Origin of the sequence: Janthinobacterium sp. SUN137 (genome assembly GCF_030587265.1) — a bacterium.
Taxonomy (GTDB): Bacteria; Pseudomonadota; Gammaproteobacteria; order Burkholderiales; family Burkholderiaceae_D; genus Janthinobacterium; species Janthinobacterium kumbetense.
Genome location: NZ_JAPWHZ010000005.1, coordinates 359,929 through 385,345, shown reverse-complemented (window position 1 = coordinate 385,345; position 25,417 = coordinate 359,929). Strand labels below are relative to the sequence as shown.

The following is a 25,417-nucleotide window of genomic DNA, read 5'->3' as shown; positions in this document are numbered from 1 at the left end:
GCGAGAAATAGTACGCAATGCGAGCAAGTAGACGCATTGCCTGCAGGAGAGGTGGATGAGTGGTTGAAGTCGCACGCCTGGAAAGCGTGTATAGGTTCATAGCCTATCGGGGGTTCGAATCCCCCTCTCTCCGCCACGGATAGTAATTAAGTAAGATCAGGACGTCTCAGGAAGTCCCTCAAAAACCGCTTAGAGCCTTGATTCTAAGCGGTTTTTTCGTTTTTCAGCGTCTCGGGATGTGCCAAGGCATTTCAGGATATCCAACTTTTTTGAGGGAATGCTCCGGGCCGGATTCCCCCATCCTTGACTGCCATTCCCGCATAACTGTCCTATAGTGGTTCCAGACGCATTTGCGAAGGAGACCACCATGGCAAAGCTCATTGTCCCGCTGACCGAACTCCAGGTCAAAAACGCCAAACCAAAGGATAAACCATACAAGCTGTCCGACGGCGGCGGCCTGTTCGTGGAAGTCATGCCGAGCGGGTCTCGCATCTGGCGCTGGAAGTTTCGCCAGGCCAACGGCAAGGAGAACGCACTGACGTTTGGTCCTTATCCGGAAATTACGTTGCAGGATGCGCGTGAAAAGCGCTTGGCTGCGCGGCGCTTGATGCTGCAAGGAATCGACCCCGCCAAGCATCGCGACGATGCCAAACGCCTGGCAAAGGATAAGGCGTCCAACACCTTCGAAAAAATCGCGCGCGAGTGGCACGGCAATAAAGTGCCGACGTGGAGCGAACGCACCGCCCAGAACACCATCCAGCGCCTGCAAGCGGACATCTTCCCAGCCATCGGCCGCATGCCGATCGATGAGATAAAGCACCGCGATCTGATCGCCGCACTGCGCAAGATCGAGGAGCGTGGCGCAAGTGAAGTCGCCCATCGCCTGAGAGCGCTATGTGCGTCAATTTTCAGCTACGCGATTCAATGCGGATTCACAGAGCGCAATCTGGTCACCGATATGAAGGATGTGTTGAAGACCGTCCGCGCCGGACACTTCGCCGCCATCAACGCCGACGAACTACCGCAGTTTCTGGCCATTCTGGACCGCAACGAAGCACGCATGTTCGCGCCGACCCGCATTGCGCTGCGGCTGATGCTGCTGTGCTTTGTGCGCACCAGCGAGTTGATCGAAACGCCCTGGAGTGAAATTGACCTGGAGCGCGGCGAGTGGATCATTCCATGGCAGCGCATGAAGCGTGGCAAGCTGACCGTCAATCCGGATATGACCAACCATCACGTATGCCTGTCGCGCCAGGCGCTGGAGCTGCTGCGCGAACTGCACGCGATCACGGGCCGCAGCAAGTACCTGTTCCCGAATCAGCGCGACCACGAAAAGCCGATCAGCAACAACACGATACTGGTGGCGCTTGGACGCATGGGATACAAGGGCAAGATGACTGGCCATGGTTTCCGGGCGCTGGCCATGAGCACCATCAAGGAGCGCCTGGGCTACCGGCATGAAGTCGTGGACCGGCAACTGGCACATGCACCGAAGGACAAGGTGGCCAGCGCCTATGACCGGGCGCAGTTCCTGGCGGAACGGCGCCGGATGATGCAGGATTGGGCCGACTACATCGATGCCGTCAGCGGCAAGGGAGCGCCGCCGCTGATACCCAGATTAACGCTGGTCAGTGGCGAATTCAGCCGGGATGGTGGAACAGGAGGGCACCATGTCTAAGTATGTATTGCGCCTCACGGATGAGCTTATTAAGCAAGCTGCTCCGAAGGACAAAATATACAAACTATTCGATGGGGCTGGTCTGTACATCGCAGTGCAGCCCAGCGGCAGCAAGGTCTGGCGCATGAAGTATCTCCAGCAAAGCGGTGGCGAAAGCGTTCTGACTTTTGGCCGGTACCCTGAAGTTTCCATTGCCAAAGCGAGAGAACACAGGCTTGCAGCGCATCAGCTGCTGGAGCAGCAGCAGGACCCGCACACAGAATTCAATCGAGAAAAATTGCATCCACTGCCAAAGCCTATTCCAATCGACGAAATATTCGATGAGCCGGAGTGGGGCCATGTGCAGACCAGCATTCGGCGGGCGACCCTGCTCGCTATCCGTCACCTCGAAACCGCCTTATTTCCGGCATTGCAGCGCATTTCCATCAGTGAAGCACAGCACAGTATCCAGCAAGCAGCCATTCGGCAAATTGAACAGGCTGGTTTGCAGGTCGTCTCCCGTCAGTTGGAGGGTGTCGCGACGGCGCTCGCTGCCAGTTATTTACGTAACGGTATGAGCATGGACCAATTGGTTAGTGCGATGAAGGAGTCAAGGAGGCGGGTACGTCGCCAGGGCGACAACATGCAGTAGTTATCGGAGTCTTTGACCGGGTTCCAATTCTGCGTACTACGAAAAGCGCACTTGACGAAACGAACCACTTGCAAACGTCGATAGCAGGCATAGAATGAAGCTCTCTTATGTGGGAATCGCTCCCACGAGGGCATGCATCGAGCATGTACCTGTGCTTAGCGGCATAGGCGTTGCGGTCGTTACCCGCCACCATGATACCTAGCAGTTTCTGCTAGACATATATATCGCCGGGCCATGCAGAAGCATGCACATCTCGGCACGATAAAGCGCTGCCTTCAGCGTCTTCATATCCCACAATCCGCAAGACGGATTGCCTGGATGATTGCGCCCGATGGGCGCTCCTTCAAACAGGAGCAAGACTCCTGCCCTGATTGGTTCGCATACCCCGCGAGGTAGCGAACCCTATAAAGCACAGCATGGCTTTGCCGCAAGCCGCACCGTCAGCAGAAATGCCAGCGATGCGATGCCATCGCGGCCGCCGCCAGCGCGTGTGCTTCAGAGCCGCCAGTATCGTCACCGCGAGTGCGATGCTGGCATGCATGCCGTCACATGCCATGGCTACGTGCGCGCGTCGTTACTGGCGGCGTGCTGCCAGTGACGACGCACCGCCGACGGCATAGGCCTAGGCGGCAAGCGGAATTCCACCGCGTGATGTTGTTCAGTGATGGGGCCAGGCGCTCCGCATAGCAGGCAAGCCCTGCGATGTCCTTTGCCCGCTACGGGCTGATTAATAGAAGTTGATCCGTGCACGATGTGCACTCCATGGACCCTGGGTGATTGGTCCCTGCTGCGGCGGCTCCCTCCGGGAGCGCGCAGCGGTGCCACACGCGCATGCGGCGCGGGCAGGCAGTAACAGCAACCGCATACACGGGAGTGGTGTCCCGAGGCCCTTGATTCAACCTTTTCTGCCGAGGCAGTGAGGGTGGCCAGAAACACTTACCTGACAGGATTACACCACGCGGCATCGATGTAAAAACCAATGATCGGAAGGATGACTTTGCCATGCGCGACTTGAACTACCAGCTCAAGCAACTGTGTCACCGCAACCGGGATGGCAGCTTTGCGACGCAGGCCGACCGCGAGCGCCTATTAAACCTGTGCGCCAACGACCTGGCGGAACGGGGCTTTCAGCATATGAGCGTGGACAGCCTGAAACCGAAGCACGTGGCGGCGCTGCTCGACAAGTGGAAGCAGGATGGTATCAGTACCGGCACGATCAAGAATCGCATGAGCGCCTTGCGCTGGTGGGCCGAGAAGATCGGCAAGGAGAACATCATTGCGCGCACCAACGGCGAATACGGCATCGCGGAGCGGGTGTTTGTCACCAATGTCTCGAAGGCGAAGGTGCTGGACGCCGACACGCTGGCCCGCGTGAACGATCCGTATGCGCGCATGTCCCTGCAGCTACAGGCGGCGTTTGGTTTGCGGCGCGAGGAAAGCATCAAGATCAAGCCGGGATGGGCCGATGGCGGGAACATCCTGCGGTTGCAGGATAGCTGGACCAAGGGCGGCAAGTACCGGGAGGTGCCGATAGTCACCATGCAGCAGCGCGCAGTGCTGGAAGCCGCCAAGGCACTGGCGGGAAAAGGCAGCTTGATTCCGGCGCAGTTGCGCTATCGGGACCAGTTGAACCGCTTTCGTGCCCAGTGCGACAAGGCTGGCATCCATGGCGTGCATGGGCTGCGCCATGAGTACGCGCAGCGGCGCTATGCCGAGTTGACCGGCCGACCTTGTCCAGCTTGTGGCGGCCTGAGTTCGAGACAGCTGGATGCTTCACAAAAGTTGGCGAATAACGCTGCGCGGCTGAAGATTTCGACGGAGATGGGGCATGGCCGTCAACAGGTCACGTCTATCTACCTGGGGAGATGACCCCCCACTTGTATCAGGGCCGCAGCGCATGGAATAGAAGAGATACAGAAGGGGCAGCGCTGGCGCTGCCGGAATGATCGCGGAGAGTCGGCACGACTTTCCATTGTTTGCTGTTCATCAATCGAAGGAGAATCTTATGACCACGACTAAAAAATTCCTCCGCTTGCCTGCGGTCATCGAGGCCACCGGCTGGTCCCGCGCCACAATCTGGCGCAAGGTGAAGGCAGGCGTGTTGCCAGCACCTATTCCTATCGGTCCCAAGTCTATCGCCTGGGACGCGGAAGAGATCGCTCAATGGCAGCAGCGCTGTATTGATGCCAGCCGTCGGGGTGTCTGAATAAGAGGTTGAGCAACTTCTGGATCAGAAGCGCCCCACCCTCGTAAGAGGTAACCAGAGGGCGTTATTGATATGACTAGCACTTATCGCATTTATTTAGGTCGTTGCGCCATGGATCGTCAGCGGGTTTGGATTGCACAGTGGATGCTTCTCAGGCCCGTGTATGACGCTGCGCAGCGGTGGCCATCCCCTCGTGCTGTTAAAATGCTGTATTGCCTTAAAACAGATTGATAGTTTGAGGTTTGTCTCGATACCACAATATGAAAATGGTTAATAGTTGCGTCGAGTAATCTTGTTTGTACAGCGTGCAGGTCAGGTCGCAATAGGTTGAGTTGACGTTTCGGCGTTCGCGTCGACGGTCTTAGTGCAGCTAATGACCGCAAGCCCAGTATGACCAGTGAAATTCCGTCAATAGCAAGTTTGCGCCGTACACAAAAAACCGAAACTGGACCTGTCCCCACTACACAATTTGGTCTGGTTGACTGTATTTTTCGTGGTTGTAGCGGAAAATTAAATATTAATTTCCTGAAATTTACATAAAAACAAATATTTACAATAACTCCTTCGGCGAAGGAGGTATTGCAAGAGTTGTGCCATTGATGAATGATTTTTTACACTCGTGGACTACCTCATTTGTTATTTCTTGAAGTTTTTATGTCAATTTTCGTAACATAATATGAAATTTCGTCATGATATATGCCATCCCAGACAGTCTTTGCATTAGTTAAAAGGTTCGCGCTATCAATGATCATGCGAAAAACCACATTTATACCTATCTTTGAGTTCTTAGAAACAAGGCTTCCATCGTGAAAAATGTTATTTCGCAACACTGATAAAATTTCAATATTATTTGGAATATTGAAGGATGAGTAAAGGGCGAAAGCGAGCTTTATTCAGTTGGTAAAGTTGCAGGTCATATTTTTTCGTAAATATATTCCACCAATTTTCTCAAGTATAGAGAAATAAGTCAGAAGTGGACAGGTTTCGCTAGTTGCATTATCGCGATAGTTTACTGCGACAGAGAGGTGGACGTGACAGTCTCCGTTTTGGTTTACTTAAGGTCGTTAGTGTTTAGACTATTGTCCTACATAATGGCAGTAATTGGTACTTTCGCGCCTGCTAGTTCGTTCTTACACCCTGCTTCTGTAAGTTGTTGCAGTTCTGCGATCTTGGTAGTGTATTCTTGAAGCGTGGCCATGTGTTTCCTTTGATCGTTAGATGCTAGCTTGTTTTGCTTAGTTGTAATCCATTCAGCAATAGCTCTACCAATACTTAAGTCAGCCGAACTCGTATTGTGCAGCATACGAACAAGTACGTTGCCTGCTCTCAAGTACACAGGTGGTGGATAGTCGCCGGGCAGGGAGCTTTGGACAGCGAAGCTTGCGGAGTGTTGAAGAAATATGGCATTGACAGATGGCTAGGTGTATGATGAAGAAAATACTTTGCCATATGTGAGGGCAACCTTTGGCGCATTGGACCAACTACCTGGAAAGGGTAAAAATTGCGAAATTTAATGGCAAGCAACCACGATGCTGTACGGGAAAAGGTGAAAAAATTTTATGAAGATCGTCGAACCGGGTTAATTGGGGATGAAGGTTATTTAATTAACTTAAACGATAATTTGGTGCTGGTAAAAGGAAAAAAAACCGAACCTATATTAAAACGGCAAGGTTTCGGGCAGTCAATACTCGGTACTAATGATCGCCGCGTGGAAATTGCTGAGCCGGAGATGTATCCTTGGCGAATGATCTGCTCGCTCGAAATGATGTCGGCTAGTGGGAATAGATATTTAGGTACCGGCTGGATTGCTGGTCCAAAATTAATCATTACGGCAGGGCATTGTGTATATGATAAAAGCGACGGAGGGTGGGTAACTTCGGTAAAGGTTTTTCCGGGTCGTTCTGAAACGACTAGTCCAGAAAAATTCTTTACCTCCACTAATTTCCGAGCTCCTAAGAAATGGGTCGATGATGAAGATGAAAACTGCGATTATGGTGCAATATTGCTTGAGGAAGATATTGGTTCGATTTTAGGCTATTTTTCAATAGGATGTCAATCAGACGATTTTTTAACTGATAGTATGGTAAATATATCTGGATATCCAGGTAGCCGTGCGGGCGAAATACAACTTCATCATGCTAATCGAATATTAAAAGTCTCCTCGTCGAAGATTTATTATGATGTGGATACTGAGGGTGGCCAGAGTGGATCACCTATATGGGTCTATGAAGAAGAAAATCATATACCGATTGTTGTAGGTGTTCATTCGAGCGGGACCGGTAAAGCATCCTTAGGTAATTCGGGTGTTCGGATTACCACCGAAACCTTGGCCTTTATTGATGCTTTGAAGTAATTGTACTGGAGGGAGTCATGAGCAAAGATCTTGTGGAAGGCTGCGTTCTTGATGAGCTTGGAAAACCGGTTGCGGGAGCATATGTAACAATTCATTCTGAAGAGAGTGAAGTTCATGATATCGCGAGTATTACTGGCGTGGAGGGTAAATTTAGATTGGTCGCTCCTTGCGGAAATTTCTCTTTAACTGCAACTACAAAATCTGGGTTGCACGGAATGGCAAGGTTATCAGAATTCAGCGCAGAGCGATTTGCGCCAATAATTAAGATGCATTATTAAAAATGGCACGAAGTGATCTAGTAGTAAATCTAATCAGAGCTGCGGCACTTGCCGATGATAAACTTATTAGGACAACAGTGGAGGCGATTGTTGCAGAAGAACATGCTAAGAAGCATCATATTCTGGCAGAAAAGTTATGGTCAATCTATGAAGTTAGTAAAGATAAAGGTGTAGTTCGTCGCTCTGCGCAACCCTCTCTTTTCCCTTCAAAGAGGCATAGCGCAGAGACTGCTATGGTTCCTCATGATGTTATTGAATTATTACACGAAGGTACTCCTCAACGGGGACTTAACGAGCTGTTTTTAGATGATACTGTTCGAGAAAGCTGTCAAGAGCTTATTGAGGAGCAACTAAATAGCGTTTTTTTAAAAAATAACGGACTTGAACCCAGATGCAAAGTGGTGTTAGCTGGTCCTCCGGGAAATGGTAAAACAAGTCTGGCAAACGCGATCGCTTTTGAATTGGGTTTGCCGATTTATACGTTGAAGTACGAGTCCATAATTGGTAGTTTTCTTGGGGAGACATCAGCTAAACTTAAAAGGATTTTTGATTTTGTTCGATCGAAGCCTTGCGTAGTTTTCTTTGATGAGTTTGATACTTTAGGAAAGGAGCGTGGAGACGCTCATGAAACTGGAGAAATCAAACGAGTTGTGAGTTCTTTGCTTCTTCAGATCGATGCATTACCAAGTCATAATGTTATTATTGCGGCAACTAATCATGGTGAACTTATTGATAGAGCTGCCTGGAGGCGCTTCGAGCTTCGCTTAGAACTAAAGGCTCCAACTCCAAAGCAAATTCCTAGCCTGTTACATGGGTTTGAAGCTAGTTTGCGTGTGCCGTTCACTTCGCAAACACGACTTTTGACTAGCGAATTGGCCGGCCTAAGCTATTCGGATATCGAACAATTCTTACTTGATGTGAAGCGTAGATGGCTTTTGAACAAATCTTCCGTTACACTAGAAGAAATTGTTTCCGCGCGGCTATCTTTTTTAAAGCGCCGTTTTGGAATGAACCTCACTACGCCAGCTTATGACCAGCCTTCCTCTGTTAGTTCTTCCAAAAGCAACTGCGACGATTCGCCAAAAAGGGACACCTAAATTTATAAGTATAGCTTTCCCTAGTATAGAGAGGCAAAAAGATCGTCTTGGTGATAAATTCGATAGACTAAGAGCAATACTTTCAAAAAGTCCAGACGAGAAGCTTATATCCTCGGATACGGAAGGTCTGTATCCAGAAAAAACGATCGTTTTTGAACTGGCCCAGCCTAAAGCAAATTTTAAGAAGGCAGTAGAGAAATTGGGGCTGAAGTGGGTCGGTGAGGACTCCCTAGAGATTGCTGCAGATCAAGATTTCCATAAGCGTGATGGAAAAGAAACTGCTCTGGATGGCCGGTTATATCTTACCGCGCCGGATCAGAAATCCCTAGACGCCTTGCTAGGCATGTGGAAGAATTATATTGATGGGAAAATCCCCGATGGTAAAAAAGAGTGGAATGATTTATTTTCACACCTTAGAGATATTCGACGTTGGGGTGAAAAAGACCGCTTGCCAAATGAGACATTGGATTATCTTGAATCAATAAGTGACGAAGATTTTTCTGTGAGATTGGAAATAGAGGCAATTTTCTATGGTGAAATCTCAAAGGATGAAAAGTCTAGAAAAAATCTTAGCGCGGCTATAGTGCGCGCGAATGCAAAAATATTGGATGTGGTAACGATATCGGAAATTAGGTATCACGGTTTGCTGATAGAAATACAAAAGAGCGAGATAGAGAAGTTGAGGAACTTTGAGTCTGCTTTGTTGCGGATTGATGAAGTCGGATATATTAGGCCCCAATCCATGAGTGTTGGCGCCTTTGATGGCGATTATTCTGAAGAGGAAGAGTTTGTTCTAAATTCTGAATTGCAATTAGCGAATCCTGTCGCCGCATTGTTTGACGGCGTGCCCATTGCAGAACATCAGTTGCTAGAAGGAAGACTTATAGTTCACGATCCCGATAACTTGCAAGCAACTTCACCTGTGCAGACCAGGAACCATGGAACGGCGATGGCATCCTTGATTCTTCATGGAGATATTCCGTTGGATGAAGAGATTGTCCCTCGGAAGCTTTATTTACATTGCTTGCTAAGTACCTCGGATAGATCTGGAGTTGAAACTACTCGACAAGACAAATTGTTGATTGGGCTTATTCTTAATGCGGTAAAAGACATTGTTGAAACAAAAAACAGTGACCTGAAGGAGATATGTATCATAAACATATCTTTGGGTGACGTTAATCGCCCATTTGTTGGTGCAGTTTCGGCATGGGCGCGTCTTATTGATTATCTTTCTTGGAAGTATTCTTTGCTATTTATTGTTAGCTCTGGGAATATAAAAAATGGAATTGTTTTACGCGATAATATTTCGATTTCTAAAATTCGGGCTTTAAGTGTGGAAGACCGTAGAAAAGCCTTTGTTCAAGCAATGGAAGATGGCTTCGCGAAAAGAACAATTTTTTCGCCTGCAGAATCCGTGAATGCTCTTACTGTAGGGGCTCTTCATGCTGACGCTTCTTCGGTAATTGAAAATCCATTTTTATTGGACCCATTTGAATCGGCGGACTTCCCTAGTTTAATAAATGGTATGGGACTTGGTTATAGGCGTTCCGTGAAGCCAGATATTTTACACAATGGTGGTCGCGCCCTTTATTCATATGAAAATCGAGCTGGGGAGTTGATTTTTGAGCCAAGTGCTGCAGCAAAATATTTTGGGCAGGAGGTTGCTAGTTCGAAATCAATTAACGCCACGACTAGAATTGTTGGGACGAGTAATGCAGCAGCATTAACAACTCGGGGTGCAATTAAGATTTATAATGTTTTGCAAGAGATGCAGCTATTAAATCCTGGATTTTCCATAAGCAAGAGACATCTACCCTGTCTTTTGAAAGCATTATTGCTGCATTCTGCGAGTTGGGGAAAAGCAGGAGAGTTTTTGGAGTCCGTTATTCAACCGCAGAGTGGCAAGCAGTGGCAAAATCGTCGTTCAAATATTACTCGAATGTTGGGTTATGGTCGTTCCGACTTTGAAAAAGTGCTCGGATGTACTGAACATCGGGTAACTTTGGTGGGGACTGGATCAATCGCGGCAGAAAAGGCGGAGCTGTTTGAGTTTCCCCTGCCTCCAGGTTTATCTGGTAGTAAGGAGATCAGGAGGCTTACGGTAACGTTGTCTTGGATTTCTCCGCTTTTACAAGGGGAGCAAAATTATAGGTCTGCTGCATTAGAGTTTAAGCCTGCTGATAAAGAAGGATTTCCCATTGGCGCAAAGCGGGTTGCCGATTCACAGCCGCCAATTGATATGACGAAGCGTGGTACTGTAGTGCATGAGATCTTTGAGGGACAGGATGCTGTCCCGATCTTGGATGGTGATATGCTTAGATTGCGCGTGGAATCCAAAGCGCAAGGAGGCGCACCTGACCCGGTTCCATATGCACTCGTTGTAACTTTCGAAGTCGCGGAAGCAATTCAAACCAACATTTATCAAGAAATATCATCCAGAATAGGTGTTAGGGCTGCAACTAAGGTGCGTACTTAGACATAGCTAGAATAATTTTTGCCAGAGCGAAGTTGTTTTGGATAAGCCTGTCTGTTTGATCGACAACCATGGCCATATCATAGATCGGTGATTTTGATTGCAGCAACCATGTTACAAAGCTGCTAGCAGCGGTGAAAGCCGCGTCAATCCGGTTCTGCAGGTTTAGTTCAATGGTCGAGCAGAGACTTCCCTCCTAGCTAATGCATTTTAGCTAGGAGGGGTATATTTGGGGTTATGTTGAAAATTCAAATTGTTGTAATCTAGGACATATGCGGGTTCTGACCTATGATTTGAATCCCCCTCTCGTTCAGACGCAAAAAAACCCGCCAAAGCGGGTTTTTTTCACTCTACAACCAAACCAAAACCTCAGAACTGGTTCATCGTATTGTCTTTACCTGCCGCCTTCAGCGCCGCTTCGCCGCTGAAGTAATCCTTGTGATCGTCGCCGATGTCCGAGCCGGACATGTTTTGATGTTTCACGCAGGCGATGCCCTGGCGGATTTCCTTGCGCTGCACGCCGGCCACGTAGCCCAGCATGCCCTGGTCGCCGAAGTATTCCTTGGCCAGGTTGTCCGTCGACAAGGCTGCCGTGTGGTAGGTCGGCAGGGTGATCAGGTGGTGGAAGATGCCGGCTTCGCGGGCCGAGTCGGCCTGGAAGGTGCGGATCTTCTCGTCGGCGGCGATCGCCAGTTCCGTCTGGTCGTATTCCACGCTCATCAGCTGGGCGCGGTCGTAGGCGGACACGTCCTTGCCTGCCGCTTTCATGCCGTCGAAGATTTGCTGGCGGAAGTTCAGGGTCCAGTTGAACGATGGGCTGTTGTTGTACACCAGCTTGGCGTTCGGGATGACCTTGCGGATTTCGCTGACCATGCCGCCGATTTGCGCGATATGCGGTTTTTCCGTTTCGATCCACAGCAGGTCGGCGCCGTTTTGCAAGGAGGTGATGCAGTCGAGCACGCAACGCTCTTCACCGGAGCCGGCGCGGAACTGGAACAGGTTGCTCGGCAGGCGTTTCGGACGCAACAGCTTGCCTTCGCGCTTGATGATGACGTCGCCATTGCCCAGCGCGTCGGCCGACACTTCTTCGCAGTCGAGGAAGGAATTGTATTGGTCGCCCAGGTCGCCTGGTTCATTGGTGACGGCGATCTGCTTGGTCAGGCCGGCGCCCAGCGAGTCCGTGCGGGCAACGATGATGCCGTCGTCCACGCCCAGTTCCAGGAAGGCGTAGCGGATAGCGCGGATCTTGGCCAGGAAGTCTTCGTGCGGCACCGTGACTTTACCGTCCTGGTGGCCGCATTGTTTCTCGTCGGATACCTGGTTTTCGATCTGGATGCAGCAGGCGCCCGCTTCGATGAACTGTTTCGCCAGCAAATAGGTCGCTTCGGCATTGCCGAAACCGGCGTCGATGTCGGCGATGATGGGCACGACGTGGGTCACGTGGCCGTCGATCTTCGCCTGGATGGCTTGCTTGGCATCGCCCTGGGCCGCGTCCAGTTGGCGGAACAGGCCGCCCAGTTCGCGGGCATCGGCCTGGCGCAGGAAGGTGTACAGCTCCTTGATCAGGGCCGAGACGGCGGTTTTTTCATGCATCGACTGGTCCGGCAGCGGGCCGAACTCGGAGCGCAGGGCGGCGACCATCCAGCCGGACAGGTAGAGGTAGCGGCGGTCGGTGCTGTTGAAGTGCTTCTTGATCGAGATCATCTTCTGTTGACCGATGAAACCATGCCAGCAACCGAGCGACTGGGTGTACTTGGATGGGTCCGCATCGTAGGCGGCCATGTCGTTGCGCATGATCTTCGCCGTGTACTTGGCGATGTCCAGGCCGGTCTTGAACTTGTTCTGGGCGCGCATGCGGGCGGCGGACTCGGGATTGATGGCGTTCCAGGCGCTACCTTGTTGGTCTTTCAAACCAGCAACAGCCTTGATGTCGTCTTGATATTGGGACATGTGAATCTCCTAAAAAGAAAAGCTATGTTTGAGAAAATCGCCGAGTGCGCCACAACGTCTTGTCGAAGCAAACTGCATGACTAAATAGTAGGCCGATTCGCGCCGATCTTCAAGTCTTATATAAGACATATAACTTAAATTTAATCGTTCTTTTTCAACGACTTAATTATGATTTTTCAGTATGTGAAATGAATTTTCAAAAAGTGAGAGCATTAATGGATGAGTCTGCCGTTTGAAATCCCGCGATGTGAAACGCCTTTTCAGATTTTGGTGCAGCGCGACAAATCGGGGCGAAAGGAGCCACCCGAAGGTGGCGTAGCGGTACATTTGTTTTAATATCATGCTCCGCTTGTGAAAGGTAACGTCAGCGATGCAGATTAACGGTATGGATTTACCCGTCGAGTATATTGCTTTTGCGGCAAGGTATCGGGATGCGGCAGGATTCTGCAATTTGAGGCTGAAGGAGGAACTCGATTCTTTCGGTCGCGTCCTGCAGACGGAATTGGCGCACATCTATACGGATGCCGTCGAATTGACTGCCCGGACAGCGCAGCTTGGGGCGTATTTCGTCGGCGATGGCTGCTATGGAGAGCCTGGAAGCGGCAGTGCTGGCCCGGGAGCCATGCCGGACATCGTTGATTTTACAGAAATCATTTGTTTCGGCATGGCCGGTGACGGCAGTCCATTCTGTCTCGATTTCAGGGGCGTCCGGGGCGCACCATCCGTCATCTTGTGGGACGATGATTACTGGCGGAAGATTTCAAACTCCTTTGAAGACTTTCTATTGCTATTTTCCTGATCGCTTGCCGGGGCAACTGCTGCAGCGCACGAGGCAAGCCCGTGCGCTGCCCGAGTCTAGCGTCCCACCGTCTGCCGCTGATCCTTGATGAACAGGGCCGTCAGCATGCCGACCACGCACACGCCGATCACGTAATAGGCGGGGCCCAGCACGTTGTTCTTCAGCATCAGGGTCACGACCACGGGCGTCAGGCCGCCGAAAATCGCGTACGACAAGTTGTAGGAAAACGACAGTCCCGAGAAGCGTACCTGGGCCGGAAACGCTTGCACCAGCACGTAGGGCACGGCGCCGACGACGCCGACAAATAAACCCGTCATGGCGTACAGGGGCAGCAGCAGGTCGGGGCGGGTGCCGACGGTGGTGTAGAAAATGTACGTGGAAATGGCCAGCAGCACGGAACCGACGAAGATCACGCGCTTGCCGCCCAGGCGATCGGCCAGCATGCCGGCGATGATGCAGCCGAAGGCCAGGCACAGGGTCGCCACGGTATTGGCCACCAGGGTGGTGCGCGGCGCGATGTGGTGGATCTTTTGCAGCAGGGCAGGCGTCATCAGGATGACGACGACGATGCCGGCCGACAACATCCACGTCAGCAGCATCGACACGACGACGGCGCCGCGGTGGCTGCGCAGCACGGATTTCAAGGGCATTTCCGTCGCCAGCGCCTTGCGCTGCTGCATTTCCGCAAACACCGGCGTTTCATGCAGCCAACGGCGCAGATACATGGCGCCGAAGCCGAAGATACCGCCCAGCAAGAACGGATAGCGCCAGGCGCCATCGGTGATTTCTGCCGGTGTGTAGACGGTGTTCAAGCCCGTCGCCACGAGCGAGCCCAACAAAATACCGACAGTCAGGCCCGCCGTCAGCACGCCGCAGGCAAAGCCCGTGAAACGGCTGGGCACGTGTTCGGAGACAAACACCCAGGCGCCCGGTACTTCGCCGCCCACGGCCGCGCCCTGGAAGATGCGCATCAACAGCAGCAGCAGCGGGGCGGCCAGGCCGATGGTGGCATACGTGGGCAGCAGGCCGATCAGCAAGGTCGGCACGGCCATCATCAGGATGGAGAGGGTGAACATGCGCTTGCGGCCGAGCAAGTCGCCGAAGTGGGCCATGACGATGCCGCCCAGCGGGCGCACGACGTAGCCGGCGGCGAAGATGCCGAAGGTTTGCAGCAGGCGCAGCCATTCCGGCATTTCCGGCGGGAAGAACAATTGGCCGATGGCGTTGGCAAAGAAGACGAAGATGATGAAGTCGTAGAATTCCAGCGCGCCGCCCAGGGCGGCCAAGGACAGGGTCTTGTAGTCTTGCTGGGTGAGGGGACGGCTTGCGGCGTTGCTTGCGGCGGTGTCGGAGGTAGGCATGTGTCTCGTTCTTGTGTGTTATGGGAGATTGCCAGACCTAGCATACGCAATTCCGCCGCGTGAGTAAATGCGGGGGGAGGGGGAGCCGCCTCAGCTGTGCTTAATACAACGCCGCTATCATCGGCGTTGACTTCATTGCAAAGGACACAGTATGCACATCATGATTGTGGGCGCCAGCCGGGGCCTGGGACGCGCGCTGGTGGACGGTTTGCTCGCTGACGGACATGCCGTCATCGGCGTATCGCGCCAGCAACCTGCCGACTTGCCCGCCGGCCAGGGCACGCAACTGCAATGGATCGCGGCGGACCTGGCTGCACCCTCCGAGGCGGTCGAACGCATCGCGCGTGCAGCGCCGGCCGCGCTGGACGCGGTGATCTACAACCTGGGCGTGTGGGAAGAAAAGGCCTTCAGCGACGACTACACTTTCCTCGGCGATGCGGACGACGCCATCGTCGACATGGTCAATACGAATATCACGGCGACGATCTTGCTGCTCAAGCGCCTGGTGCCGCGCTTGCTGGCCAGTGGCAAGCCGCAGCTGATACTAACGGGGTCGACGTCCGGCCTGCGCCAGAGCGGCCGCCCGGAAGTGACGTTCAGCGCGTCGAAATTCGCCCTGAACGGCATCGCTGACGCCTTGCGCGAAGGTTTCCGCGAACAGGGACTGGCCGTGACGGCGCTGCAACTGGGCTACCTGAATACCTACGATGGCTTATCCGTGCCGCTGGCGGACGCTAGCGCGCGCGGCGAAGGCGAGCTGATACCCGTGCATGACGTCGTTGCCGTCGTGCGCATGCTGCTGAACCTGTCGAACGCCTCGTTCGTGCGCGAACTGGTGATGCCGGCGCTGCGCGACGAGCGTTTCTGACTCTTACGCGTCCTTGCCGTAGACCTCGGACCAGCCGAGACGCTCTTCCAGCCACTCGTCCACTTCCGAGCTATCCATGTGCATCAGGGCAGCGCCCAGCCGCAGCTTGCCCTTGGCCAGGGCCAGCACGGCGAACACGGATTCCAGCATGACGGGGTCGAGCTGGCCCTGCAAGTCGCGCGCGGCGATGGCGGGCAGTTGCGCCCAGGCATCGCGGTAGCTGTCGGCCAGCCAGTCCGGCAGAGGCGGATTGTGCTGGCGGTGGCGCTCGATTTCAATCAGGGCGATGAGCGCATAGAAATCTTCCTCGCGCGCTTGCGCGCCGCCCAGCATGGCGACGAGCTGGGGCACGGCCGCATACGAGGCGACGCCCACATCGCCCTGGTGGTGCAGCTCTTCCCACAGCTCATGCCACACGTCTTCGCCCGCCTGCATGGCCTTGAGCGCCTCGGCCACGTCGTAAGGCATGCGGTAGCCGCCTTCCAGGGTGGGCCAGAGAGGATCGTCGAGTGATAACAGCATGGTTTTCCTTGATGGGACAGCTCGGCTGAGCAAACGCGCACTATACAAGCACCCGGCGCACGCAGAGCGCGTAGCCGTCGAACTCGCGCAAAGTCAGATAGGCGACGCCCGTGTCAAAGTCCTTGCACCAGGCTTCGTCTTCGATGTCGCCCGGCTCGCTCGACCAGTGCCAGTTTGGCCGGAACGCCTCTTTCAATGTCGCATACAGCAAGGTCTGCTCGCGCCGGTTGGGCAAGCTGTGACCGAGGCTGGCGGCCCAGTCTGATGTGGCTTGCCACGAGTCGTACTCCGGCTCGAGCTTGTCCGGCTGCAATAGCAGATGGTAGTCGGGCGCGCCATCCTTGCCGAGAATCAGGCCGGCATAGCGTTCGCCCTGCCGCAAGGGGACGGGTGCGGTCGCCGATGGCGCCAATTCGACCCGGCGCACGGCGCAGGCGCGGCCGCTGTAGGTCTTGCGAAAGTTGTATTGGGTGCCGTTATCGAAATCGTGGCTCCAGGCCAGGCGGGGCAGGATGGCGTCCGCTTCCGACGACCAGTACCAGGCATCCGGGAAGGCGTCGCGCAAGTTGGCGTGCAGCAAGGCCAGTTCGCTGCGCGTCGGCAGGCAGGCGCCGCGCGCCGCGGCCCAGTCGAGCGCGGCTTGCCAGGGCAGGGCGCCGCCTTCGCCGGGCAGCAGGAACAGCTGGTAGCCGGGGGCGCCAGCGTGGCCAGGCATGATGCCCGCGTAGCGTTCGCCAGCAATGGCGCCCAGCACGCCAGGGCAATGCTCGAACCAGCCATCGTCTTCTTCCTCGGCAATAAAGGCCGCGATCAGCGCCTGAGGCGCGGGCGGCGCGCCGGCCAGCAGGGCGTTGAAGCAGTTGATGGCCGAGGCGTGGGGCGTACCGGCGCCATTGGCGATACCGACGAGAAACTCGCCCGCCCAGTCGGGAACTGTGGCGATCAGGCGCGGCAGTTCATGCAGCAGTGCCATGCAATACGCCGTCTCGCCGTAGCGCCAGGCGGCGCGGTTGGCTATCTGATAGGCGCCGTAATCGTGTTCGGCTTGCACGGATTGAAAGATGGCCAGTGCGTATTGCGCGCCTTCCTTGCCCGTCAGCGCGTCGAGCATGGCGCAGTAGCGCTGGAAGCGTTGCTGGGCTTCATCGGGCGGCGTGGCGTTGTCGTCGTCCTGGACGATGTTGCCCACAATTAAAAGTTCGGCTTTCCAGTGTGCGAATGATGATGGCATGGAATGAATGAAATGATCGCGATGAGCTGCAATTATGACCTGTGCCGCCCATGATTTTATTGATGGTGGCAGATTTCTTTTCGATCAAAATGCATCGTCCTTGTTTTCGTGTTTGTCAATTCGACGGTCTGTAGTGACTCGTCGTTACAAATGAAAGTTGGTCGATGGTTGTGGTGCGATTACTTTTTCTTTACTTGAAATGGATAATAAGAAGGCGGCGCTGGAATTAATATATTTTTATGCCGTTCAATTCAGCGGTTGCCTATCATATTTTTTACTTATCGTGAATAATTCGGGTCGAGTGAAATGTCATTAACCTGATCGGAATATCACGTGAATAGTAGAATTTTATTTTGTGCGCTGGCTTTTGCTGCCTTGTCGGCCTGTGGCGGCGGCAGTAATGACGCGGCGGACAATGGCGGCGCAGTCGTGCCACCCGTTACCCCTTCCATTCCGGTGGCGAATACGGCGCCCGTCGCGCAGGCCGGGCCCGCCCAAAGCGTGGTGGTCGGCAGCGTCGTGACCTTGGACGCGAGCACCAGCTCCGATGCGAATGGCGATGCCTTGACCTACAAATGGGTGATCAGCTTCAAACCTGCATCCAGCGCCGCTGTCCTGGATTCCTTATCTGCCGTGAAACCGACTTTTACCGCTGATGTGGAGGGTGTGTACGTGGCCACCTTACTGGTCAGCGATGGCAAGATCAGCAGCGAGCTGTCGTCGGTGACGGTTGCCGCGTCGGTAGCCAATGCCCCGCCTGTCGCTAACGCGGGGCAGTCAATGACCATTGTTGCGGGTATGGGTATCATGTTGGATGGTAGCGCAAGCAGCGATGCGAATGGCGATATCCTCACCTATAAATGGAGCCTGGTATCGAAGCCTGCCGGCAGTACTGTACGGATCGTGGATGCAAACTCCGTGCGTCCGTATGTCGGCGTGGATTTGCCGGGTGCCTACGAACTGAGCCTGGTTGTCAACGATGGCAAGGTCGATAGTGCGCCTGCTTTCGTGACGACGACGGCGGTTGTCGGCAATGCCCGGCCATTGGCCAATGCGGGCGTGGCGCAGAACGTGCTCAAGGGGAGCACCGTCATTCTTGATGGCAGCGCAAGTTCCGATGCGAATGGCGATGCCCTGACGTATTACTGGACCCTGACTTACCGTCCTGTGGGGAGTACTGCCACGTTGTCGTCCGCAACGCTGGTGAAACCCTCTTTTATCGCCGACAAGGCTGGCACGTATGTCGCCACGTTGCGTGTGTGGGACGCAACGACATCGAGCGATTCAATGAGCGTCACGATTACGGCGACGTCCACGAATGCCGCCCCGGTGGCGAATGCCGGGGTGGATCAGCGTGTGCAGGCAGGTGCGTATGGTGTGACCCTCGATGGCAGGGGCAGTTCGGATGCGGACGGCGACAATCTCAGCTATAAATGGACGTTCATCTCCGTGCCGCCAAATAGCATGCTGCAGCCATTTCCCGGCGAATGGTACCGCAGCCAGGCAGTCAGCAGATTTTGGGCGAATGTGCCGGGAACCTATGTCGTCAGCCTTGTCGTCAATGACGGTACGGTCGACAGTGCACCATCAACCGCCACCATTATTGCGACTGCAAGCTCGACCAATGCGGAGCCGATGGCCAATGCGGGCATGGACCAGGTTGTCGCGCCAGGAACGACCGTGCGTTTGACGGGACTTGGCAGTACAGATGTAGAACGCGATGTCTTGACATACCGCTGGCAATTGAAGAGCAAGCCTTTCGGCAGCAAGGCCGTGCTGTCATCGCTGACTGCCGCGCAGCCGACATTTGTCGCAGATATGGCCGGTGATTATGTCGCGACATTAATCGTCAACGATGGCTCGGTGAATAGTGGCGAAGATAATGTCACGGTAACGGCGACGCCGAATCTGCTCAATTTATACCAGGTGCAGGACAATGGGGCCGGTCCGGTCGACACGAAGGCCGACTTGCCTTACCTCGCCAATGCGACGGTACAGAAGTCGTGCTCGGGATCGTGTACAGCCAACTTTACGGTCGATACCTTCAAGGTGGCCGCCGCCGGGACGAACTTCATGATTACCAATGTGACGGCCGTCGACAGTACCGGCAAGGTCGTTCCAGCCATCGTCGGTCTGGTGTCGGGCCAGGTCATTCCTGCCGGCAGCAGCGCCACCTTCTCGCTGGTGTCGCCCAAGACGAATGGCGCAACGGCTAAACTGAGCTACAAGTTCTTTGTGGCGGAAACGGGGCAGTCTTTCGTTTATAACGCCGACTTCACGTCAAACTAAGTGATGTAACTCAGTGATGTAATATGGCGAACGCCGGACTTCGGTTCCGCGTTCGCCAGCCCACCTTGCCTCCTACCCCATGCCCACCTGGACTTCCCCGCCACAACTCGTCGCCCTGGCCGCTTTTTATGCGCGGGCGCAAGCCCATCCGGATGCTTTGAGTGACGCGGCCTTCCTCGACGCCGTCAAAGCCGCCCACTGGCCCACCAACTGCTGGAGTTACGTGGAAGCATCGTTCGCCATCATCGCGCCCGCCTGTCTGCTGCGTCCGCATCTGACCGCCGACCTGATCGCCTTGCCCATCGCTGCCATGATCGCGGGCGGCCTGGACGATGCGGGGCAAGTCATCGCCATCGGCCTGGCCTGCGCCACGCGCGATGCGCCGTATGTGGCGGTGAGCGCAGAGGGCAAGCGCTGGCTGACGCAGGTGTGGCCGACTCTGGAAGAGCTGGTCGAGACCGTGTTTCAAGCCAGGCTGCAGGAGGCGCTGGCGGAAGATGAGGACTAGGCAAGCCTGCCCTTGACCTGGAAAGCCCGTTTACGTTAGGGTATACGTAACTACTTACATATATCCCGCCCAACATGTCTTCCAACTTGCAAACCTACGGCTCCCTGATGCTGGCCAGCCGCCTGCGCCGTCTTTCCGATCAACTGTATGCGGGCGTCGATACCAGCTATCTGGCCGCCGGCGTCGAGCTGACGTCGCGCTGTTTCCCTTTGTTATTGCTGCTGCGCGACAACGGCCCGACGGCGATCACGGCCCTGGCCGCGCAGATCGGGCAGACGCATCCGGTGGTGGTGCAGCTGGGGCGCAAGCTGCTCGATGCCGGCGTGGTGGCGGAGATGCCGGACGCCAGGGATGAGCGGCGCCGGCTGCTGGCGCTGTCCGACGCCGGGCAAGCGTTGCTGCGCAACATGGCGCCCCTGTGGGACGATGTACGCGCGGCCGTCGATAGCGTCTTCGAGCACAGTACGCCGCAGCTGATGGCCAGCCTGGACCGGGCCGAAGCGCGCCTGCAGGCGCAAGGTTTCGGCGAAACGATCGCCGCCTGCCGGCGCCAGCGCGAGCGGGCCGCCGTGGAAATCATCGATTACGAGCCGCAATACGCGGCAGACTTCAAACGGCTGAACATCGCATGGCTGGAGCGGTATTTCTATGTCGAGGCGCTGGACGACAAGGTGCTGTCCGACCCGCAGCGCTCGATTCTCGACGCTGGCGGGCAGATCTTCCTCGCGCGCCTCGATGGCCGCATCGTCGGCACCTGCGCCCTGATCCGCGCCGGCGACGCCAGCATCGAGCTGTCGAAGATGGCCGTCACCCCCGAGTGCCAGGGCTTGGGCATCGCGCGCCGCCTGATCGAACGGGCCTTCGACGCCTTCGAGGCCAGCGGCGCGCAATTGCTGTTCCTGGAATCGAACAGCAAGCTGGCGCCCGCCATCCGCCTGTATGAAAGCAGCGGTTTTACGCACGTGGCGCGGCCCGCCGGCGACGCCCATTACCAGCGCGCCGACGTCTACATGGAGTGGCAGGGCCGCTAGTGCACGCGAGGGCGCCACGCGGCGCTCCCCATCGGCCGTCTCCCGCGTTACAATACGCGCATCCATAACGGAACTTAGGTTCCACTATTCCGAGACGCCGACGCCGCATGCCTTCCTTCCCGATGCCCTTCCCGCAGTTGATCGTTCCACCCGAGCCCACCCAGGCGCGCAGCAAGCTGGCCTTCGAGCGCTTGCTGCTGGTAGGGGAACAGTTGCTGGCGGAAAACCGTTTCGATGAAATCGGCGTGGCCGACCTGGCAAAACTGGCGGAAACCTCGGTGGGCACGTTTTACCGCTTATTGGGCGACAAGGACACCTTGAGCCGCTTGCTGCTGCAGCGCTTTTTTTCCGACATGGTGGAAAAGGTCGAAACCCTGACGGAGCTGCGCCAGTGGGAAGGGCGCAGCCTGGAAGACTTCATCCGCGCCATGGTGGCCATGTTCGTGGCCGTCAACATGGGCCGGCGCGGCGTGCTGCGCGCCCTGATCACGCGCTGCTCGCAGGATGCGCAGTTCCGCGACAAGGTACACCAGATCAACCATCTGATCTCGCAGCGCACGGTTGCCGTGCTGGCCAGCAAGTCGGCCAGCATCCGCCATCCGAATCCCACGCAGGCGATGATGGTGGTGCCGCCCGTGCTGCTGGGCATCCTGAACCAGCACGTGTTGTCGGGTTCGCTGTCCTTCCTGTCGGCGGCCGCGCTGGAAGATGAGCTGGTACGTGTTGCTTTAAATTACCTGACTTGAGATATTTACCGATTTAACTTGAAATCGGAATTCGGATTCCGTATTATGTTTTCCAACAGCAGGAAAATATATTCCTGCACCTGAACACAAAGCATGTTCAACAGCAAGGAGACAGAATGCGACGTCACACGACATCCGATGTTCCATTGCATTATCTCGACCTCGGTCCCGGCACACAGGCAGGGCAGGGCGATCCCGTGTTTTTGTTGCACGGCCTCGGTTCCTGCGCTGAAGACTGGCGCCCGCAAATCGACGCCCTCGGCAGCAGCCATCGCTTGATCGTGCCCGACCTGCGCGGCCATGGCGCCAGTCCGGCGCCCAACGGCGACTGGCAGATCGGCGACTTCGCCAACGACCTCTTCAACCTGATGGACCAGCTCGACGTGGCGCGCGCGCACATCGTCGGCTTTTCCCTGGGCGGTATGGTGGGCCTGGAAATGGCCAACCGCGCCCCCGGCAGGGTCACCAGTTTGTGCCTGATCAATTCCCAGCCGTTCCAGGGCAGCAAACCGGCCGCGCTGCTGTTTGCCTACTGGCTGCGCCGCACGGTGATCGCCACCTTCGGCTTGAAAGCCATGGGCAAGATCATTGGCAAGAAACTGTTTCCCGATCCTGAACAGCAAGCCCTCGTCGAGCGCTTCGCCACGCAGATGGCGGGCATGGACAAGCGCGCCTACCTGGCCGCGCTGGACGCCATTTTCCACTGGGATATCGACATTCACTTCCAGGCCCTGGCCATGCCCGTCCTGATCATGGCGGCGGACCAGGATTACACGCCCGTCGCCAGCAAGCGGGCCTTTGCCGCACAGTTTCAGCAGTGCGAGATCGAGATCATCGCGAACTCGCGCCACGCCACGCCCCTGGACCAGGCGCAGCGTGTGAATACCTTGTTGCAGTCCTTCCTTACCATAAATTCAAAATAAACAGGCCACTCGCCGCACGGGCCGAGGGCCGGAACACAGTCATCGCAGGGCAGGTGCACGCTTTTTGCGCGCGGGTACCGTTACGTCTTGCGATTCTGGAATCCGGCCGTTTTCCCTGGCGGTAAGCAAGCCTGACATTGGAGACGCTATGAAACTTGCTTTGAAACCCGCTTTGAAACCCTTATCCGTCGCCCTCGCCGTTGCCGGCGCCTTCAGCTTTTCCACCCAGGCCCTGGCGCAGGAGGCCGCCGCGTCCGCCGCCGCCAGTGTCCAGAGCGCCAGCGAAGCCAGCGATGCGAAAGAACGCATGGAAACCGTGACGGTCTCCGCCCGCCGCCGCGAAGAGCGCCTGCAGGACGTACCGCTGGCCGTCACGGCGTTTTCCGCCAAGGCCCTGGAACGGGCGAATATCCAGAACCTGGCCGACTTGCAGGAACGCGTGCCGAACCTGACCGTGTACGCTTCGCGCGGCACGAACACCACCCTGACGGCGTTTATCCGCGGCGTCGGCCAGGCCGACCCCGTCTGGGGCGTGGACCCGGGCGTGGGCATTTATTTCGACGACGTCTACATGGCCCGTCCGCAAGGCGCGCTGCTCGATGTGTTCGACGTGCAGCGCATCGAAGTGCTGCGCGGCCCGCAAGGCACCTTGTATGGCAAGAACACCATCGGCGGCGCCATCAAATACATTTCGCGTCCGCTGGCGAAGGAAAACGGCGCCTCGGCGGAAGTGGGCATCGGCAACTACAACCAGCGCAACTTCAAGGCCGCCTTCAACGTGGCCAATGAGAATGGCACGTGGCGCGCGCGCCTCGCGGCTGCCAAGCTGGACCGCGACGGTTTCGGCCGCAACACGTTTAACGGAGAGCAGGTCAGCGACCAGGACAGCACGGCCGCGCGCCTGTCCGTTGGCTATTTCCCGCAAGACATCCCCTTGACCGTCGTGCTGAGCCTGGACGCCACGGACGACAAATCGGGCGTGCGCGGCTTCCAGCGCATGGGCGTGAGCGCCTTCGACCCGCTCAAGCGGCCCGCCAGCACGGATGCGTATGACATCCAGAGCGGCATGCCGGGCAACAACTTCACGCACAACCGAGGCGGTTCGCTGGTGGCCAACTACACCTTGTCGAACGACTGGTCCGTGAAAGTGATCGGCGCCAAGCGGCGCAGCACGTCCGAACAAACCATCGACTTCGACGGCTTGCCGCAGCCCATCGCCGACGTGTTCGGCGACTCGCGCGACGAGCAGAAAAGCCTGGAATTGCAGGCGTCCTACAGCGGCGACTATGGCGCCGGCGTGATCGGCCTGTACCGCTTCGAAGGCACGGCCGGCGGCGGCATCTACAACAATTTCCTGGGCCGCCAGTTCCAGGCCGCCGTCAGCACGGTGGAGACGGACAGCACGGCGCTGTACACGGACTGGACCTGGCCCGTGGGCAAGGCATGGAGCATCAATGCGGGCTTGCGCCACACGCGCGAGGAAAAGCGCGCCATCGTGCTCAACCGTGCTTTTGCCGACGTGAGCTTTACGCGGCCGATCCAGACGGCGGCCGATTTCGACAAGTCTTTGTCGGTCAGCAATACCTCGCCGAAACTGTCCGTGCGCTATGAAGCGTCGAAGACGACGAATTTCTACAGCAACTTGTCGCGCGGCTTCAAGTCGGGCGGCTACAACGTGCGCGCCAACAACCTGGTGGTGCCCGATTCCGCGCGCCCGTACAAGGATGAAAAACTCGATGCGCTGGAAGTGGGCATGAAGTACGCGGCGCCGGACGATACTTTCGACGCCAACGTGGCCCTGTTCTACAACCGCTACAAGGATATTCAGTTGTCCGTCTTCACCAGCTACGTGCAGCCGGGCGGCTTGCCCGGTTTCTATGGCGACTTCACGAATGCGGGCAAGGCCACCGTGAAAGGCGCCGAGTTCGAATTTTCGTGGCGGCCGAACCGTCAGTGGGAAGTCAACGGCTTCCTCGCCTTGCTGAACGCCAGCTATGACGAGTTCATGAGCGGCGGCAAGAACATTGCGGATACGCAAAAGTTCAGCAATACGCCGCGCCGGCAAGTGGGCTTGAACCTGACGCGCACGGACCGCGACGTGTTCGGCGGCGCCCTGCGCAGCATGGTCGGCTATGGCTACCGCAGCAAGGTGTATCCGACCACGGACTTGAGCGAAGTGCTGGCGCAGGGCGGCTACAGCATGTGGACGGCTGGCGTCGTCTGGGAAGCGCCGAAGAACTGGACCTTTAGCTTGCATGGCAGCAATCTGGGCAATAAACGCTATCGCACGGATGGCTACAACATTCCTGCGCTGTTCATCCTCGACGGCTTCTATGGCCCGCCGCGCCAGATCATCGCCAAGGCAGGCTACAAATTTTAAGGTTCTCAACTATCGGGGCTGGACCCGCCGGGTCCGGCCTCGCTGGTCGTTAGTGCCGGCTTGATATGCATCAAGCCGGTTTGTTGTCGCTGT

General features: G+C 55.8%; 20 protein-coding genes and 1 tRNA gene. 17 read left to right on the top strand and 4 right to left on the bottom strand.

The window, feature by feature from the left end; translation table 11 throughout:
* Positions 1-45 precede the first annotated feature (45 nt).
* From O3298_RS25785 to O3298_RS25745, 9 genes are all read left to right on the top strand, one after another.
* Positions 46-136 (top strand) — tRNA-Ser (locus O3298_RS25785).
* 231 nt (positions 137-367) lie between these two features.
* The gene (locus tag O3298_RS25780) at positions 368-1,678 is read left to right on the top strand and encodes an integrase arm-type DNA-binding domain-containing protein (RefSeq protein WP_305060882.1); all 1,311 of its coding nucleotides are present in this window, start codon (positions 368-370) and stop codon (positions 1,676-1,678) included.
* Positions 1,671-2,309: a DUF4102 domain-containing protein gene (locus O3298_RS25775; RefSeq protein WP_160309316.1), complete on the top strand. Its 639-nt coding sequence runs from the start codon at positions 1,671-1,673 to the stop codon at positions 2,307-2,309. The genes O3298_RS25780 and O3298_RS25775 overlap by 8 nt, the downstream gene beginning before the upstream one ends.
* A gap of 1,002 nt (positions 2,310-3,311) precedes the next feature.
* Positions 3,312-4,178, top strand: coding sequence for a phage integrase N-terminal domain-containing protein (locus O3298_RS25770; RefSeq protein WP_305060881.1), 867 nt, complete (start codon positions 3,312-3,314; stop codon positions 4,176-4,178).
* Positions 4,179-4,314: 136 nt separating this feature from the next.
* Positions 4,315-4,515: an AlpA family transcriptional regulator gene (locus O3298_RS25765; protein ID WP_305060880.1), complete on the top strand. Its 201-nt coding sequence runs from the start codon at positions 4,315-4,317 to the stop codon at positions 4,513-4,515.
* Positions 4,516-6,028: 1,513 nt separating this feature from the next.
* A complete protein-coding gene (locus O3298_RS25760) occupies positions 6,029-6,868 on the top strand; it encodes a serine protease (protein WP_305060879.1) in 840 nt (279 codons plus the stop codon).
* A 17-nt stretch (positions 6,869-6,885) separates the two neighbouring features.
* Positions 6,886-7,146 carry a carboxypeptidase-like regulatory domain-containing protein gene (locus tag O3298_RS25755; RefSeq protein WP_305060878.1) on the top strand — a complete coding sequence of 87 codons (261 nt, stop codon included), beginning with the start codon at positions 6,886-6,888 and terminating at the stop codon, positions 7,144-7,146.
* A 2-nt stretch (positions 7,147-7,148) separates the two neighbouring features.
* Positions 7,149-8,243 (top strand): AAA family ATPase, encoded by a 1,095-nt coding sequence (locus tag O3298_RS25750; protein WP_305060877.1) that lies wholly within the window; start codon positions 7,149-7,151, stop codon positions 8,241-8,243.
* Positions 8,176-10,719, top strand: coding sequence for a S8 family peptidase (locus tag O3298_RS25745; RefSeq protein ID WP_305060876.1), 2,544 nt, complete (start codon positions 8,176-8,178; stop codon positions 10,717-10,719). The genes O3298_RS25750 and O3298_RS25745 overlap by 68 nt, the downstream gene beginning before the upstream one ends.
* Before the next feature lie 366 nt (positions 10,720-11,085).
* Here O3298_RS25745 and O3298_RS25740 read toward each other — a convergent pair whose 3' ends face one another.
* A complete protein-coding gene (locus O3298_RS25740; protein ID WP_034784508.1) occupies positions 11,086-12,666 on the bottom strand; it encodes an isocitrate lyase in 1,581 nt (526 codons plus the stop codon).
* Positions 12,667-13,051: 385 nt separating this feature from the next.
* Here O3298_RS25740 and O3298_RS25735 point away from each other — a divergent pair, with 385 nt between their 5' ends.
* Positions 13,052-13,465 (top strand): SMI1/KNR4 family protein, encoded by a 414-nt coding sequence (locus O3298_RS25735; protein WP_305060875.1) that lies wholly within the window; start codon positions 13,052-13,054, stop codon positions 13,463-13,465.
* A 56-nt stretch (positions 13,466-13,521) separates the two neighbouring features.
* Here the strand turns inward: O3298_RS25735 and O3298_RS25730 are convergent, their stop codons facing one another.
* On the bottom strand, positions 13,522-14,826 hold the full coding sequence (locus O3298_RS25730; protein ID WP_289918140.1) for an MFS transporter: 1,305 nt from the start codon (positions 14,824-14,826) through the stop codon (positions 13,522-13,524).
* Between the two features lie 151 nt (positions 14,827-14,977).
* On the opposite strand from O3298_RS25730, the gene O3298_RS25725 reads away from it, so the two are divergent.
* Positions 14,978-15,694, top strand: a complete 717-nt coding sequence (locus tag O3298_RS25725; RefSeq protein ID WP_305060874.1) for an SDR family oxidoreductase — start codon at positions 14,978-14,980, stop codon at positions 15,692-15,694.
* A 3-nt stretch (positions 15,695-15,697) separates the two neighbouring features.
* Here the strand turns inward: O3298_RS25725 and O3298_RS25720 are convergent, their stop codons facing one another.
* A complete protein-coding gene (locus O3298_RS25720) occupies positions 15,698-16,216 on the bottom strand; it encodes a hypothetical protein (RefSeq protein WP_305060873.1) in 519 nt (172 codons plus the stop codon).
* A gap of 40 nt (positions 16,217-16,256) precedes the next feature.
* Positions 16,257-17,405 carry a hypothetical protein gene (locus O3298_RS25715; protein ID WP_305060872.1) on the bottom strand — a complete coding sequence of 383 codons (1,149 nt, stop codon included), beginning with the start codon at positions 17,403-17,405 and terminating at the stop codon, positions 16,257-16,259.
* A gap of 375 nt (positions 17,406-17,780) precedes the next feature.
* Between O3298_RS25715 and O3298_RS25710 the strand changes: the two genes are divergently transcribed.
* The 6 genes from O3298_RS25710 (at position 17,781) to O3298_RS25685 (ending at position 25,324) form a co-directional block, all read left to right on the top strand.
* Positions 17,781-19,736, top strand: coding sequence for a PKD domain-containing protein (locus O3298_RS25710; RefSeq protein ID WP_305060871.1), 1,956 nt, complete (start codon positions 17,781-17,783; stop codon positions 19,734-19,736).
* A 79-nt stretch (positions 19,737-19,815) separates the two neighbouring features.
* Positions 19,816-20,244, top strand: coding sequence for a hypothetical protein (locus O3298_RS25705; protein ID WP_305060870.1), 429 nt, complete (start codon positions 19,816-19,818; stop codon positions 20,242-20,244).
* 74 nt (positions 20,245-20,318) lie between these two features.
* Positions 20,319-21,275 (top strand): bifunctional helix-turn-helix transcriptional regulator/GNAT family N-acetyltransferase, encoded by a 957-nt coding sequence (locus O3298_RS25700; protein WP_305060869.1) that lies wholly within the window; start codon positions 20,319-20,321, stop codon positions 21,273-21,275.
* Positions 21,276-21,382: 107 nt separating this feature from the next.
* Positions 21,383-22,021 (top strand): TetR/AcrR family transcriptional regulator, encoded by a 639-nt coding sequence (locus O3298_RS25695; protein WP_218965280.1) that lies wholly within the window; start codon positions 21,383-21,385, stop codon positions 22,019-22,021.
* 116 nt (positions 22,022-22,137) lie between these two features.
* The gene (locus tag O3298_RS25690; protein ID WP_305060868.1) at positions 22,138-22,944 is read left to right on the top strand and encodes an alpha/beta fold hydrolase; all 807 of its coding nucleotides are present in this window, start codon (positions 22,138-22,140) and stop codon (positions 22,942-22,944) included.
* A 148-nt stretch (positions 22,945-23,092) separates the two neighbouring features.
* Positions 23,093-25,324, top strand: a complete 2,232-nt coding sequence (locus O3298_RS25685) for a TonB-dependent receptor (protein ID WP_305060867.1) — start codon at positions 23,093-23,095, stop codon at positions 25,322-25,324.
* The last annotated feature ends 93 nt before the right edge of the window (positions 25,325-25,417 follow it).

What these genes read in the sequence shown, in the direction of transcription:
- O3298_RS25780 (WP_305060882.1), top strand. Translation starts at nt 368, where the DNA reads ATGGCAAAGCTCATTGTCCCGCTGACCGAACTCCAGGTCAAAAACGCC.
- O3298_RS25775 (WP_160309316.1), top strand. Translation starts at nt 1,671, where the DNA reads ATGTCTAAGTATGTATTGCGCCTCACGGATGAGCTTATTAAGCAAGCT.
- O3298_RS25770 (WP_305060881.1), top strand. Translation starts at nt 3,312, where the DNA reads ATGCGCGACTTGAACTACCAGCTCAAGCAACTGTGTCACCGCAACCGG.
- O3298_RS25765 (WP_305060880.1), top strand. Translation starts at nt 4,315, where the DNA reads ATGACCACGACTAAAAAATTCCTCCGCTTGCCTGCGGTCATCGAGGCC.
- O3298_RS25760 (WP_305060879.1), top strand. Translation starts at nt 6,029, where the DNA reads ATGGCAAGCAACCACGATGCTGTACGGGAAAAGGTGAAAAAATTTTAT.
- O3298_RS25755 (WP_305060878.1), top strand. Translation starts at nt 6,886, where the DNA reads ATGAGCAAAGATCTTGTGGAAGGCTGCGTTCTTGATGAGCTTGGAAAA.
- O3298_RS25750 (WP_305060877.1), top strand. Translation starts at nt 7,149, where the DNA reads ATGGCACGAAGTGATCTAGTAGTAAATCTAATCAGAGCTGCGGCACTT.
- O3298_RS25745 (WP_305060876.1), top strand. Translation starts at nt 8,176, where the DNA reads ATGACCAGCCTTCCTCTGTTAGTTCTTCCAAAAGCAACTGCGACGATT.
- O3298_RS25740 (WP_034784508.1), bottom strand. Translation starts at nt 12,666, where the DNA reads ATGTCCCAATATCAAGACGACATCAAGGCTGTTGCTGGTTTGAAAGAC.
- O3298_RS25735 (WP_305060875.1), top strand. Translation starts at nt 13,052, where the DNA reads ATGGATTTACCCGTCGAGTATATTGCTTTTGCGGCAAGGTATCGGGAT.
- O3298_RS25730 (WP_289918140.1), bottom strand. Translation starts at nt 14,826, where the DNA reads ATGCCTACCTCCGACACCGCCGCAAGCAACGCCGCAAGCCGTCCCCTC.
- O3298_RS25725 (WP_305060874.1), top strand. Translation starts at nt 14,978, where the DNA reads ATGCACATCATGATTGTGGGCGCCAGCCGGGGCCTGGGACGCGCGCTG.
- O3298_RS25720 (WP_305060873.1), bottom strand. Translation starts at nt 16,216, where the DNA reads ATGCTGTTATCACTCGACGATCCTCTCTGGCCCACCCTGGAAGGCGGC.
- O3298_RS25705 (WP_305060870.1), top strand. Translation starts at nt 19,816, where the DNA reads ATGCCCACCTGGACTTCCCCGCCACAACTCGTCGCCCTGGCCGCTTTT.
- O3298_RS25700 (WP_305060869.1), top strand. Translation starts at nt 20,319, where the DNA reads ATGTCTTCCAACTTGCAAACCTACGGCTCCCTGATGCTGGCCAGCCGC.
- O3298_RS25695 (WP_218965280.1), top strand. Translation starts at nt 21,383, where the DNA reads ATGCCTTCCTTCCCGATGCCCTTCCCGCAGTTGATCGTTCCACCCGAG.
- O3298_RS25690 (WP_305060868.1), top strand. Translation starts at nt 22,138, where the DNA reads ATGCGACGTCACACGACATCCGATGTTCCATTGCATTATCTCGACCTC.
- O3298_RS25685 (WP_305060867.1), top strand. Translation starts at nt 23,093, where the DNA reads ATGAAACTTGCTTTGAAACCCGCTTTGAAACCCTTATCCGTCGCCCTC.